14 protein-coding genes are annotated in these 13595 nt (G+C 61.5%); 11 read left to right on the top strand and 3 right to left on the bottom strand.

The annotated features are described in order from the left end of the window. Positions 1-336 precede the first annotated feature (336 nt). The 6 genes from RL_RS32850 to RL_RS32825 all read left to right on the top strand — a co-directional run bounded on the left by RL_RS32850 (position 337) and on the right by RL_RS32825 (position 6345). Positions 337-1326: an ABC transporter substrate-binding protein gene (locus RL_RS32850; RefSeq protein WP_011655337.1), complete on the top strand. Its 990-nt coding sequence runs from the start codon at positions 337-339 to the stop codon at positions 1324-1326. A 5-nt stretch (positions 1327-1331) separates the two neighbouring features. Next, positions 1332-2105, top strand: coding sequence for an ABC transporter ATP-binding protein (locus tag RL_RS32845; protein ID WP_011655336.1), 774 nt, complete (start codon positions 1332-1334; stop codon positions 2103-2105). Between the two features lie 4 nt (positions 2106-2109). Then, a complete protein-coding gene (locus RL_RS32840; RefSeq protein ID WP_011655335.1) occupies positions 2110-2904 on the top strand; it encodes an ABC transporter permease in 795 nt (264 codons plus the stop codon). Between the two features lie 86 nt (positions 2905-2990). Further along, on the top strand, positions 2991-3986 hold the full coding sequence (locus tag RL_RS32835; protein WP_011655334.1) for an isopenicillin N synthase family dioxygenase: 996 nt from the start codon (positions 2991-2993) through the stop codon (positions 3984-3986). Positions 3987-3988: 2 nt separating this feature from the next. Continuing rightward, positions 3989-4960 carry a LysR family transcriptional regulator gene (locus RL_RS32830; RefSeq protein WP_086935625.1) on the top strand — a complete coding sequence of 324 codons (972 nt, stop codon included), beginning with the start codon at positions 3989-3991 and terminating at the stop codon, positions 4958-4960. A gap of 32 nt (positions 4961-4992) precedes the next feature. After that, positions 4993-6345, top strand: coding sequence for a cytosine deaminase (locus RL_RS32825; RefSeq protein ID WP_011655332.1), 1353 nt, complete (start codon positions 4993-4995; stop codon positions 6343-6345). Between the two features lie 74 nt (positions 6346-6419). Here RL_RS32825 and RL_RS39795 read toward each other — a convergent pair whose 3' ends face one another. Both RL_RS39795 and RL_RS32820 read right to left on the bottom strand, forming a co-directional pair. Then, positions 6420-6614, bottom strand: coding sequence for a hypothetical protein (locus tag RL_RS39795; protein ID WP_011655331.1), 195 nt, complete (start codon positions 6612-6614; stop codon positions 6420-6422). 214 nt (positions 6615-6828) lie between these two features. Beyond that, positions 6829-7878 (bottom strand): IS110-like element ISRle1 family transposase, encoded by a 1050-nt coding sequence (locus RL_RS32820; RefSeq protein ID WP_011655330.1) that lies wholly within the window; start codon positions 7876-7878, stop codon positions 6829-6831. Between the two features lie 469 nt (positions 7879-8347). On the opposite strand from RL_RS32820, the gene RL_RS32815 reads away from it, so the two are divergent. The 5 genes from RL_RS32815 (at position 8348) to RL_RS32800 (ending at position 12938) form a co-directional block, all read left to right on the top strand. Continuing rightward, positions 8348-10339 (top strand): BTAD domain-containing putative transcriptional regulator, encoded by a 1992-nt coding sequence (locus RL_RS32815; protein ID WP_011655329.1) that lies wholly within the window; start codon positions 8348-8350, stop codon positions 10337-10339. A gap of 106 nt (positions 10340-10445) precedes the next feature. Beyond that, positions 10446-10589 (top strand): hypothetical protein, encoded by a 144-nt coding sequence (locus RL_RS40325; protein ID WP_165422440.1) that lies wholly within the window; start codon positions 10446-10448, stop codon positions 10587-10589. 13 nt (positions 10590-10602) lie between these two features. Beyond that, on the top strand, positions 10603-11865 hold the full coding sequence (locus RL_RS32810) for a YcaO-like family protein (protein WP_011655328.1): 1263 nt from the start codon (positions 10603-10605) through the stop codon (positions 11863-11865). Continuing rightward, complete coding sequence (locus RL_RS32805) at positions 11862-12605, top strand: TfuA-like protein (protein ID WP_011655327.1); 744 nt, start codon at positions 11862-11864, stop codon at positions 12603-12605. The genes RL_RS32810 and RL_RS32805 overlap by 4 nt, the downstream gene beginning before the upstream one ends. A 66-nt stretch (positions 12606-12671) precedes the next feature. Beyond that, positions 12672-12938, top strand: a complete 267-nt coding sequence (locus RL_RS32800) for a hypothetical protein (RefSeq protein ID WP_011655326.1) — start codon at positions 12672-12674, stop codon at positions 12936-12938. Positions 12939-13006: 68 nt separating this feature from the next. Here RL_RS32800 and RL_RS32795 read toward each other — a convergent pair whose 3' ends face one another. Further along, positions 13007-13411: a helix-turn-helix domain-containing protein gene (locus RL_RS32795; protein WP_011655325.1), complete on the bottom strand. Its 405-nt coding sequence runs from the start codon at positions 13409-13411 to the stop codon at positions 13007-13009. Between the last annotated feature and the right edge of the window lie 184 nt (positions 13412-13595).

The following is a 13595-nucleotide window of genomic DNA, read 5'->3' as shown; positions in this document are numbered from 1 at the left end:
TTAAAATCTTGCAGAACGCCGGAAATTCATGAGACAAAAGACCTGCGAGTAGAAGCGGTCTGAGCCTCGGTTCTGGACATTGCTCGACGGGTAAATCTGTCGAGGAGATGTCCTAATGCAGGGAAAAGCCAGTGATCTCGCCCCGAAATCCGCAGAGATCGACACTGGAGTTGATCACCTTCGCGCGCATCGTTGCTTTGCATGCCTGAGCAGCAAGCGTTCTGAAAAACGCGATTGCGCAATTGCCAGGCTCGTCGCGGATGGCTTCGATCCGGAGCGCGTCGCCAATCACTATCCGTCCTTAAAAACCGAACACTCATTGCGAAAGGTCGACCCATGTCCCGCACCAAGCTTGCCTTCTATGCACTTGCCGCAACCCTTTCTGCCGGCGCCACCTCCGCCGCCGACAAGGTGATCTTTCAGCTCGATTGGCTGCCGGGTGGCGACAAGGCGCCGATCTACGTCTGCATCCAGGAAGGTTTCTGTTCGGATGCCGGCCTTGAGGTGGAGATCGCCTCCGGTCGCGGCTCGACCGACGCCATCTCGCGCCTTGCCGCCGCGTCCTCCGACATCGGTGTTTCCGATATCGGCGCCCTGATGGCCGCCCGCGCCAATGAAGGCGTGAAGGTGACCGCCGTCATGTCGCTGTTCAACAAGGGGCCGCATGCCTTCTACGTCGCCAAGGGCGGTTCGATCGCAAGCGTCGCTGACGTCAAGGGCAAGACGATCGCGACGTCGCCCTTCACATCCTCGAATGTCTACCTGCCGCTGGTGCTCAAGGATGCCGGCATCGACATGGCGGATATCAAGCTCATCAAGGCCGATCCCGGCGCACTCGGCCCGATGCTGATGACCGGCAATGCCGATGGCATCATCGCCTGGATGACCGACCTGACGCGCTACAGCAACCAGGGCAAGGAAGCTGGCAAGGAGATCGTTGCCCTGCCATGGTCGGCAGCCGGGCTCGAGCTTTATTCCGCATCTCTCATCGCCAGCGACGATTTCCTCGCCAAGCGTCCGCAGGTCGCCGCCCGCTTTATCGCCGCCTACAAGAAATCCGTCGAGTTCGCCAAGGAGAATCCGCAGAAGGCTGCCGCTGCTGTCACCGCCATCGTACCGGAACTCGGCTCGGAAGATGTCCAGGGCTCGCTCAAGGACACGCTGCCGTTGATCTTCAACGAGGTGACGGAGAAGGACGGCCTCGGTGCCTTCGAAACCGCCCGCCTCGCCGAAACCTGGCGCCGTGTCTCTGAAGCGCAGGACATCGATCCGGCCAAGCTCGATCCGGAAACCACGGTCAACCGCACCTTCGCCGTCACGGAGTAACCGCCATGGCGATGCCCGCTATCCGCTTCGACAGGCTTGGACAGGTTTTCGAAACCCGGTCCGGGCGCACGGAAGCGCTGCGCGACGTCAGTTTCGATGTGGCCCGGCATGAGTTTGTCTCGATCCTCGGCCCTTCGGGCTGCGGGAAATCGACCCTGCTGCGCATGATCGCCGGCCTGTTGAAGCCGACCTCCGGCTCGGTAGACGTCTTCGCTCTGCCGGTGACGGCCCCGCGTGACGACATCGGGATCGTCTTCCAGAAGCCGACGCTGCTTCCCTGGGCGACTGTCGAAGACAATGTCGTGTTTCCCGCCCGCCACAAGACCGGCCGGGTAACGGCAGAGGAGCGCGGGCGGGCGGGTGAATTGCTGAGCATGGTCGGGCTTGCCGGCTTCGAGAAACGCCTGCCGGACGAACTGTCCGGCGGCATGCAGCAGCGTGTCGGCATCGCCCGCGCGCTGCTGATGGACCCGGATATCCTGCTGATGGACGAACCCTTCTCGGCGCTGGATGCCCTGACGCGCGAGGTGATGGGCTTCGATCTGCTGCGCATCTTCTCCGAACGTCCCAAGACCGTGGTCTTCATCACCCACTCCGTCAGCGAGGCGGCGCTTCTGTCCGACCGCGTTTTGGTGATGACCGGACGTCCGGGCTCGATCCTGACTGAAGTCACCGTTCCCGTCGGCCGGCCACGCGGCCCTGAAACTGCAAAGGACAAGGCGATCCATGACCTCTCCGATTACCTCCGCGATCTCCTCCTCACCCGTCACGCGGCGTGAGGCCATGCAGAGCCGTACGCCGGTCGCGTTCCTAAAGCAGCTACTGGCGTTGCCGGGCATCACGACCGCCGCGGCCCTGATCGGCACGGCGCTGCTATGGGAAGCGGCGGCGCGGCTCCTGTCGATCCCGACCTATCTGCTGCCGCCGCCAAGCGCGATCCTCGGCTCGTTCTCCTCCATCGGCTTCGAGCGCTGGATGGGTCACATCGCCGCGACGTTGCGGGTGGCGCTGATCGGTTATGCGATGTCCATCGTGATCGCCATTCCACTCGCGGTGGTCATGATGCGATCGCCATTCCTGTCGCGAACGCTCTATCCGCTGCTCGTCGTAGTGCAGTCGACGCCGGTGGTGGCAATTGCGCCGATCATCATCGTCGTGCTCGGGGCGGGCGATGCGCCACGCATCGTTATCACCTGTCTCATCACCTTCTTTCCGCTCGTCGTCTCCACCGCAACGGGCCTTGCGGCAACCCCGCCGGAGCTGATCGAGCTGTCGCGAAGCCTGCGCGCCTCGGGCTTCCGCGAGATCACCCAGATACGTCTGCCGTTTGCAGTGCCCTACATCTTCTCGGCGCTGAAAATCTCGATCACGCTTGCCGTCATCGGCGCCGTGGTTGCGGAGTTCTGCGCATCCGAAGCCGGCGTCGGCTATTTCATCCAGCTGTCGACCTCCCTGTTCAAGCTGCCACAGGCCTGGGCCGGCTTGCTGGTGCTCGCCGCCATGTCGCTCTTGCTGTTTCAGGCCGTGGTCCTGACGCAGAAGCTCCTCTTTCCCTGGAGCCTGCCGAAAAACGGCTGAACCCATCCGGAGTAGAAGCAGTCGGGCCTTGCCCGGACATTGCTCCTCAACCGCCGGTTCGCCGGCATTCACGTAAGGAGAATGATATGAATATCCAGACAGACACCCTCGCGGAACTCGCCAAGGAAGCGACTATCGGCGGCATGGGCACGACCGTTGACCGGGAAATCCCCGTCATCGACCTTTCTGACTTCGACAACCGCAAGCACGAGATCGCTGATGCACTCTGGCAGGCCTCGGTCGATATCGGTTTCTTCCAGGTCTACAATCACGGTATCGCCCAGGACGATATCGACGCTGCCTTCGAAACGGCCTGGACATTTTTCGCACTGCCGGCGGAGGTTAAGGCGAAAACCCCAATGCCGAAGGGCATCAATGCCGGCTGGGAATTCAAGGCGCAGGTCCGCCCCTCCACCGGTACTCCGGATAACAAGGAGAGCTTCCAGCTCACCCGGCCGGACATGATCCGCCTCAACCTGTGGCCGAGCGAAGACGATCTTCCGGGCTTCCGGGAAAAGATGCTCCGCTTCGAGCGACAGAACTGGGAGCTCGGCATGCGCATCCTCTCCTGCTTTGCGCTGAAGATGGGCTTTGCCGAGGATTTCTTCACCAAGGCGCATGACCCGTCTTCGGACCAGTATCAATCGACGCTGCGCCTCATCCATTACATGTCGATGGAAGGCGCCAAGCCGGAAGACTTCTCGTCGTGGCGTGCCGGCGCGCATTCGGACTTCGATTGCTTGACCATCCTTCACCAGAAGGAGGGCGAAGGCGGGCTCCAGGTGTGCCCGGGCAAGGATGCAGCCCTGAAGGAATGGACGGATGTTCCGCCGCGCAAGGGCTACATCACCTGCAACATTGGCGACATGCTGATGCGCTGGTCGGACGACCAGCTGCAGTCGACGCTGCACCGGGTGCGCATGCCGCGCGAGAATGAGTACATGGGCCGCCGACTGTCACTGCCCTTCTTCTGCCAGGCAAACCGCGATGCCGTCATGCAGGGTCCGCTCGGCAAATACGAGGCGATCACCGCCGGCGAATACCTGACCCGGCGCATCAACGCCAATTTCGCCAAGAAGTAACGTTGAAGATGGTCCGTTGCGGTGACATCGTGGAACAGTCAATCCGACTCCCGTCAGGCAACGGACCCATCATGCTTCATGGACGCGCGCTGCGTTATATCGACGAGGTGGCCCGACAGGGCTCTATCCGCAAGGCGGCAAAGACATTGCATGTCGCCGCCTCTGCGGTGAACCGCTATATCCTGGAGCTTGAGGAAGAGCTGCAGGCACCCATTTTCGAGCGCCTGCCGCGCGGCCTGAAATTGACGAGTTCCGGCGAGATCCTCATCCAGCACATTCGCGAGACACTGCAGGCGCATCAGCGGATGCGGGCGCAGATCCAGTCCCTCAAGGGGCTCAATCGCGGCGAGGTGGTGCTGGCGACCATGGCAACGCTCGCTGCGGGCCGGGTTGCCGAGATCGTTGCCGCCTACCGAGAAAAACATCCGCAGGTCAGCCTGCGGATCATGGTCGGCGACCGGACGACTGTTGCGGAGATGGTTGCGCTCGGCCAGGCCGATCTCGCCATTGCCTACAACCTGCCGGACGATACCCGGCTGCAACGTGCCGCCGAATTCCGCCATGCGCTGGGAGCCGTCGTCGCGCCCGCCCATCCCCTCGCAAACCGCAAGACCGTGCGCATGTCCGATTGCCTGCTCTATCCGCTGGTTCTGGCGGATCGATCGCTGTCGCTGCGCGAGGTCGTCGAGGCGACTGCCCCGGCGCGTGCCACCCTTGTTCCCGTCGTCGAGACCAATTCGATGGAACTGATGAAGCGCCTTGCCCGGACAACGCCTCACGTAACCTTCCTCAACCGGCTCGATGTCGACCGCGAGATGGCGACCGGCGACCTGGTCTTCATTCCGCTGACGGGAACCGACTCGCTGCAACGGCTCAACATCCTCCACCGCGCCCGCGGCTCGCTTTCACCCGCCGGCAGCCATTTCATGCAATTCGCGCAGGAGCGTCTGCTCGCCTCGTTCGACGAGAGCTGACCGCTCGGCAACCCATCCGATAGAGACCCACCATGAACGATCTTTCCCTGTTTCCCACCCTTGCCGCTCGTCTGGCGAGACAGGAGCGCATTCGTCTTGCGAAGGCGCGCGTCCCGGTCGCGCTGCTTGCAGATGACGTGCCTGGTGGCGGAGAGGTGGACCGGGACGGTTGCGCCCTCGTCGATATTCTGGTCGAGAACGGCAGGATCGCTGCGATAACGCCGGCCCTTGCCGATGGTGGCGAAGATGCAGTCGCGCTCGACGGCCGCCATGTCTGGCCGCTTCTGATCGACGCGCACGCCCATCTCGACAAGGGCCACACCATGGGACGTGCGCCCGATTCTGGCGGCACGCATCCCGGCGCGCGCGCCGCGACGACGGCGGACCGGCTTGCCCACTGGAATGCCGACGACCTCCTGCGGCGGATGGAATTCGCTCTTGCAACGGCTGACGCCCATGGCGTGGCCGCTATCCGCACCCATCTCGACAGTCACGAGGGGCAGGCGGAAATCACCTGGAGCGCGTTTGCCGAAACGCGCGAACGTTGGAAAGGCTGCATCACCTTGCAGGCTGCCGGCCTCGTGCCGCTCGATGCCTATCGCGACGACTATGGCACCCGCCTTGCCGATATCGTTGCCGTCCACGGCGGCTTGCTCGGCGGCGTCACCCGCGCCTCCGGGGGCACACATGGGTCAGGCCTCGACGACATCGACCTGCTGCTCGACCGGTTGTTTGCGCTGGCGAAGGAACGGGAACTGGATGTCGACCTACATGTCGACGAGGCGGCACAGGCCGATGCCCTGCCGCATGTGGCGCGTGCCGCCATCCGCCACGGTTACGAGGGGCGCGTGACGTGCGGCCACTGCTGTTCGCTTGCGCTTCTGGGCGAGCAAGAATTGCGCGACACGATCGCGCTGATCGCCGATGCCGGCCTCTCGATCATCACGCTGCCAACCGTCAACATGTATCTCCAGGATCGCGAAAACGGCCGCACGCCGCGCTGGCGCGGGGTCACGCCCGTACAGGAATTGCAGGCGGCTGGCATTCCGGTCGCCGCGGCCGGCGACAATTGCCGCGATCCGTTCTTTGCCTATGGCGATCACGACATGCTGGACACCTGGCGGCAAGCGGTGCGCATCCTGCATCTCGACCACCCCTACGGGGATGCGCCCGCTCTTGCCGGCCCGGCACCCGCTGGCATCATGGGCATCGACGCCGGTACGATCGGCGTCGGTCGTCCGGCAGACCTGATGATCCTGGAAGCCTGGAGCCTCGACCAGGTTATCGCCCGTCCGCACTCCGACCGCGTCCTCCTCCGCAAGGGGATCTTCGCCAAAAGGACATTGCCCTCCTACAGCATGCTCACAGATTTCCAGACCGCGTGAGCCGCTCTCTAGGGAACAAAAAAAGGGACTGGCAAAGCCCGCCGGTCCCCTTGTCTGTTCAGTCCCGAAGTCCGCTATATGACCGCCGATACCAGATCTCCCGGTGCTGGGGCCGCTTTTGGTGCCTGGATCTTTCTGAACAGGAAGAAGTAGAGCTTGATGTACTGGCCGACAGGATCGCTTTGATGGGCATCGTCATGTCTGGATGGCGCCCGTTTGGCAATGTGATTTTGGCCGATGTTTGAGCTTTGCGGGTCGGGTGCAGTCATGTCTCCGGCCTATTTATGCGGCGCGTGATGACCGCTGGCCCTGATGTTGTCCGCTTGAACCGATCCCTATCAACTTACCGCGCTTTGGGGCGCTATACGATGCCACGGGTTCTTCAGTTCGTGCGGTCCATTCCGCTTTCGCTGTCACATCATACCATCGTCACTCCGCCAACTGGTTTACCCCGTAGAGCAATGACCGTGAAGGCCCTTTCGCTTAAGCCGGAATCAGATCGGAGCATCTCGAAACGTGCTCCGACTGGAAGTTCACGTTCCTCGCCATAATCGCCCAGGCAATGCGGGCAATCTTGTTGGCGAGCGCGACTGCAACAAGCTTGAAGGGCTTCTTCGACAACAAGCCACGCGCCCAGTTCGCCAGAGGCGTATCAGCCGTCCCCTTCTTCATCCTGTAGAGGGCTGCGTACGCCCCGACCACGAGGAGTTTACGCAGGTGCCGGTTGCCCATTTTGGAAATGGAACCCAGCCTTGGTTTGCCACCGGTCGAATGTTGCCTGGGAACGAGACCGAGCCAGGCGGCAAACTCACGACCGCCCTCGAACAGCTTTGGCTCTGAGACGCTGGCCGAAAGGCAAGTTGCGATGACGGGGCCAATTCCGGGAACGGTCGCAAGCCGGATACTGACATCGTTGTTGCGATGGGCGGCAAGGAGCGCCTTGTCGAGCTTTGTGATCTGCCCCTCGATCTCTATCAACACTGTCGCCAAAGGCGCCAGAGCAGTGCGAACAGCTTGTGGGCTGTATCGTTCATCTTCCAGAATGGCGATCAACTGCCGGACATTGCGAGCGCCCTGTGGGGCCACAATGCCAAGCTCGGCAAAGTGACCACGCAAGGCATTGATAAGCGCAGTCCGTTGCGAGATCAGCAGCTCGCGTGCGCTGTGCAACATCAACGTTGCTTGCTGGTCCTCGGTCTTGACCGGAACGAACCGCATCGACGGCCGCGTGACGGCCTCGCAGATGGCTGCAGCATCGGCTGCATCGTTCTTCTGTCGGCGAAGGTACGGCTTGATGTAGTTCGGCGGGATTAGCCGGACATCATGGCCAGATGCTATCAGCGTTCGCGCCCAGTGATGCGCTGTCGCGCAGGCTTCCATGCCAATCAGGCAAGGGGAAAGCGCCTCGAAGAATGGTTGCATCTGTCCGCGTCTCAGGGCCTTGCGCAGAACGACCTGTCCTTCAGCGTTAATGCCGTGAAGCTGGAAAACATTTTTTGCGATATCAACACCAATCGTCGTAATCTCTTCCATGGTGGATGGCTCCCCTCAAAGGTTTTGCAACAACCTATCTTGGCACACTCGATGCCGTCGGAGGGCGCCATCCATCACATCAACTTAACGAAGGGTGGACTCGCTGTGAGATCGTTAAGTTTACGATGCTTGTACCACTTTCCCGCGAGACAAAGGCTGAGCATATCGTCACCGGGCATGACAATCCGGCCGATTGGCGCCGCTTCGCCCGACGTTCGATCGAGCACATCAAAGCGCTCGGACTACACGGTGGCTGCAATTTGGTCGAGAACAGCCCGTAATACGGACCGTCAATAGCTCAATAACCTGCCGTCAGGTAACGCAAACCGTATCCTGATGACAGTGTTGATCAAGCATCCCCTGCGCGAGTGACACGCGAATATGCAAATATTCGATGAAACTTCTGCTTTTTGAAGCAAAACCGCTATGCGCCGGCCTCTAATGGCTCTAACATAGTTTGGACTGGCCGGTGCGCTTGTGCGCCTTGGCTTTCAGGGGTGAGAACCGAGATGCGACGGACATCCGGCAGATGCTGACGAACAGGCTGTGCCTGCTCGGAAGACCGAGATTGCTGGCGGCGGGGAAGGAACTCCCCTTGCCGGAGAAGTCTTATTTTCTCCTCGCCATGCTCGCCGCCGAACCCAATTTCGAACTCGACCGCGAAACCGTCAGGCGGCAGCTCTGGCAATCGGAACTGCCGGAAAAGCGCGCGGGCAGCCTGCGCCAGCTGCTGGCGCGCATCGAACAGAGCATTCCCGCCGGCCTTCCACCGCTGCTTGCCGCGACCCGAACCCATATCGGCCTTGCCGATGGCTGGGAGGTCGACGTTCATATCCTGAAACAGAAAGGGCCGCTCGCACCCGACGACGGCGACCTGCTGAACGGCGAATTGCTCGAAGGCGTCAAATCGCCGACGCAGGGCGCCGAGGACTGGCTGACCTTTGAGCGCCAGCGGGTCGACGAGTTGCGCTCCGCCCATCTCACCCGGCTGGTCGAGACATCAGAAGACAGATCGGATGAAGAGCAGGTCACGCTTGCCAGGCGCCTGCTGGAACTCGACCCTGCCAGCGAGACGGCCTATCGCGCTTTGATGCGCACCTATGTCAGGATGAACGATCCGGCAGCCGCGCGTCAGGCCTATCTGAAGTGCAAGAGCCAGCTGAAAGACGACTTCGACACCGAGCCGGAAGAAAGCACCACCGCTCTTGCCCGCGAACTTAACTTGGTGCCGGCAGCACAGGCGACGTCGGGACATCCTCAGTCGGCGCTTAACCTTTCCGTCGGTCCGCTTGGTCAGCCGCGTATCATCATCCTGCCGCCGGAGAGCATTTTCACAGATCCGCTGATGGAGCGCGTCGGCAGGGCCCTTCTCGAAGACGTCACCATCGGCCTTAGCCAGCAGCGCGGCTTCAAGGTGATCGCGGCGCATACGAGCCTGGAGATCCTCAGCCGTTCGATCGATCCGTCTCGTGCCGTGCCCGGTCCGCTCGACCTCAGCTTCGACTATGCGGTCTACGTCACCATCCAGGGCCGCGACGAGGATGTCTTTGCGACCTGCCGGCTGACGCGGACGACGACCTCGGAAGTGATCTGGGCCATCGAACTGCCGCTGGTCATGCAGAAGATCAGCGAATCCTTCGCGCATCTGACGCGGCGGATCGTCTCCTCGCTCGCCGACACGATCGAGCGTCACGAACTGGCGATACCGATCGGCGAGGCGCCGCCGTCCGCCTACCGTCTCTACCTGGAAGGCAAGCGGCTGATTGCCCAGACCGATCTGCAGCATCTGCGCCAGGCGCGCAAATGGTTCAAATCCTCGCTCAATCGTTATGAACATTTCTCCGCCGCTCATGCCGGCATGTCGCGCGCGCTCGGCATGGAATGGCTGATCCGCGGCATGCGGGACAAGGAACTGCTCGACGAGGCGAACGGTGCTGCCCGGCAGGCGCAGCAGTCCGACCCGAACAGCGGCCGGGCCTATCGCGAGCTCGGCTTCGTGGCGCTTTATCGCCGCCGCTTCGACGAAAGCCTGGAATATTTCCAGCAGGCTCAGGATCTCAATCCTAACGACGCAGACATCCTCGCCGATTTCGCCGATGCGCTTTCCCATGATGGCGATTTCGATCGAGCGCTGGAACTAAGCCGCGCGGCCTTCAAACTCAACCCGCTGCCGCCGGACTATTATTACTGGAACCTCGGCGGCATCCACTTCATGCGCGAAGAATATGAAATGGCGATCGAGGCGCTGGAGCCGGTGAAGGCGAAGCAGGCAACAGCCCGTCTGCTCGCCGCCTCGCATGCCATGGCAGGCGATACGGGCAAAGCCAGGAGTTACGCCAGGGTGGTGCTGGAAAACTTCCCCGATTTCCGCAGCGAGGACATCCGTCATTTCGTCCCCGATCGCGATCCCGCCTATACGGAACCGCTGATAAAGGGCCTGCAACTTGCTGGTCTTCCCTGATTGCATGGCCTTTTAACAAAGCCTGTAACGCTTAAATGACGGAGGCAATGTTTCTTTCCGATGGTTAACGGCAGCAAGGCGCTGCCCAACCAATCGGAGATGGAACATGAAGACGAATGCTGAAACCACCGCAGCTCAGACACAGTCGCTGCGCTTTTCTGCTGCCGCCAGGGCAGTCCTGAAGCAGGACGAACTCAACGTTTCCGCCAATGCGCTCGAGAGCCTGACGCATGCGCTGAGGTTCCGCTAAGGAACAGATCGGTATGTCCGCTTTCACCGACCTTGAAACGCTTGCCGGTGACCTTAAACGATCATCGGCCGGTGTCAGCGATTATCATGACCGCGCGGTCACGCCGGCTCAGACCCTCGCGGCCATCAGGCCGCATCTGCGCGAATTCGGCATCACACGCGTCGGTCTGCTGACCGCACTCGACGTCCTGAACATCCCCGTCGCCTTCGCAACGAGGCCGAACAGCCATACGCTCTCGGTGTTTCAGGGCAAGGGTATCGACAATGATGCCGCCATGACCTCGGCGGCGATGGAAGCGGTCGAGACGCGGATCGCCGAAATTGCCCCCGCCGACCTGACGCAGGCGACGGTCGACAGCATGCGGGCGGAGCATGCGGCGATGATCGATCTCGACAATGTCGCACGCTGCGCGCCCGACGAGATCGGCAGCAGTCCTATTCCCTGGTGCACGGGGCTCGACATCCTTTCCGGCAGCAGCGTCTTCGTGCCCTGGTGGCTCGTCGGACTCGACCATCGCGGCGAGAGGCCGGCGGGCTTCGAGCAGTCGAGCGATGGGCTTGCCTCCGGCAACACGCCGTCCGAGGCGGTCCTGCATGGGCTTTGCGAGCTGGTAGAACGCGACGCCTGGGCCTTGACCCAGCTGAAATCGCCGGAGCGGCTGAAGGAGAGCCGCATCGACCCCGCCTCCTTCGGCGATGCGGTCATCGACGTCATGACCGACCGGATCACGCGCGCCGGCATGAAACTGCTGCTGCTCGACATGACGACGGATATCGGCGTTCCCGCCTTTCTGGCTGTCATCATGCCAGGCAATCTTTCCGACCGTGTCGACGCGCGCTGGTCGCATGTCTGCGGTGGCTGCGGCTGCCACCCCGATCCCGTGCGCGCCGCGCTGCGTGCCATCACCGAAGCGGCGCAGAGCCGGCTGACCGCGATCGCCGGCAGCCGCGACGATTTCTCGCCGCGCATCTATCAGCGGCTCGACCGGAGTGCGGCGATGCAGCAGGTGGTCGAACTCTGCGAGGGCGATGGCCGGATGCGCTCGTTCCAGGCCCGCCATCGCCGCCCGGCGACGATCCAGGACACCATCGGCCATATTGCCGACCGGCTGACGGCGACCGGGATCGAGCAGATCGTCGTCGTGCCGTTTTCGCACCCGGCCCTGCCGATCTCCGTCGTCAGAGTGATCGTGCCGGGACTGGAGGTCGATATCTCAGGCCAATACATTCAGCTCGGCATGCGCGCGGTCAACACCATAAGAGGAGCCGAATCATGAAGGTGCTGTTCGTCGGCCCGAGCCTTGGCCGTGATCTTGCCGCGACAAGAGCCATGTCTCCTGGCATCGATTTCCGGCCGCCGGCCGCCGCCGGCGACATCCTGAAGGCCGTTCGGGACGGCGCCACCGCGATCGGCCTCGTCGACGGCTATTTCGGCGATCTGCCTTCGGTCTGGCACAAGGAAATATTGTACGCACTCGAACATGATGTCGCCGTTGCCGGCGGGGCCAGCATGGGGGCGTTGCGGGCAGCCGAATGCGCGCCCTTCGGTATGGTCGGGCTCGGCTCGATCTTCGAAGATTACGAGTCCGGGCGGCTGCTCGACGATGAGGCCGTTGCGCTGGTGCATGCGCCGCAGGAGTTCGGCTGGCTGCCGCTTTCCGTTCCCTGGGTCGATTTCGAGCCGACGATCGATGCGCTTTACGCCAGCGGCGAGATTACGCCCGGCGAGCGCAAGAAGCTGTTGCTGGCCGGCCGGTTTCTGCATTTCTCCGAGCGCACCTATGCGAAGGTGGCCGACGAGTGCCATTTCCGCAAGCCGCGCCGCGACCATATCCTCGCCGCCATCCGCGGCAGCCGCGTCGAGCGTAAGCGCAACGACGCGCGACTGGTGCTGGACTGGCTGCGCCGGGATAAATTCCTCCCCGTCAACCGTGACTGGCGCTTTGCCGCGACCTCACATTGGGAGCTTCTGCATGCCGAAGTCACGCGCAATTCGGTTCCTGTAACGCTTGAATAACGGTCGCGGCAGAAAGATGCAGCAGAGTTGGAATCGTAGGGTTCCACGACCAAAAAGGCGGGAACGATGTTTGATCAATACAACGAGGGTACCGGCAGCGAATACGCAAGGATCTTCCGGCTGCTGTCGGCAGCCAAGGATGAGGCTGAAAAGCTTCAGCTGCGTAACCTGATGCACCTGACGAACATGGCGCTGCTGCAGGTCGTCATCGATTGGGACGGCATCGATCCCGACAGGGAGCTTGACGTCAATCTCGAGAAACTGCTCGGCAGCAAAGCCAAGATCGCAATGAAGGATGCCAGCGAGAATCTAATCCTGATCGATCGCCATTGAGCCCGATCGATTGCTATTGATCCTCATGCCTATGCCTCATGCGGTCCGTTGGGATCGCGTGAAGGACTCTATTCAGCCGCTTCAGACTCCACCTGTTCGGTGTGGGCAATCGCCTGGACGAGCTTCAGGATCTTCTTGCGAAGCGCTTCGTTCTTGATCGAAAAGAACGCCGCATTGAGAAGCACGCCTTCACGCGAAATAACGAATTCCTCGCTGGGAGCAGGGTTGTCGTTGGCATTATCAGGCGTCGACAGGTCGTCGAAAAACGTCCGGACATCGACCTTCAGCGCGCCGGCGATTTCGACCAGCATGCTGGCGGAAACGCGGTTGGAGCCCTTTTCGTATTTCTGGATCTGCTGGAACGTTACGCCCACGCGATCGCCCAGTTCCGTTTGAGAAACTTTCCTCAACAGACGCTGGATGCGGATCGTCTTTCCGACGTGAACATCGACGGAATGCGGTTCTTCTTTCATCTCATTTCCCTTCTGAAGGCAGCGGACAAGGGGTTATTCGCCATATCCGTGTCAACAACTTTTAGCCGAGATAAATAAGGCTAGCAATTGCTTGCATGTAGATAGAGTTAAACCCGAAAATTGGGCGCTTTTTGTCCCGGAATGGTACAAAAAACATGCCGGAATGGCACGCCCAGGAGACCGG

Source organism: Rhizobium johnstonii 3841 (assembly GCF_000009265.1).
GTDB classification, from domain to species: Bacteria; Pseudomonadota; Alphaproteobacteria; order Rhizobiales; family Rhizobiaceae; genus Rhizobium; species Rhizobium acaciae.
This window is presented reverse-complemented; position numbering and strand designations above follow the sequence as displayed.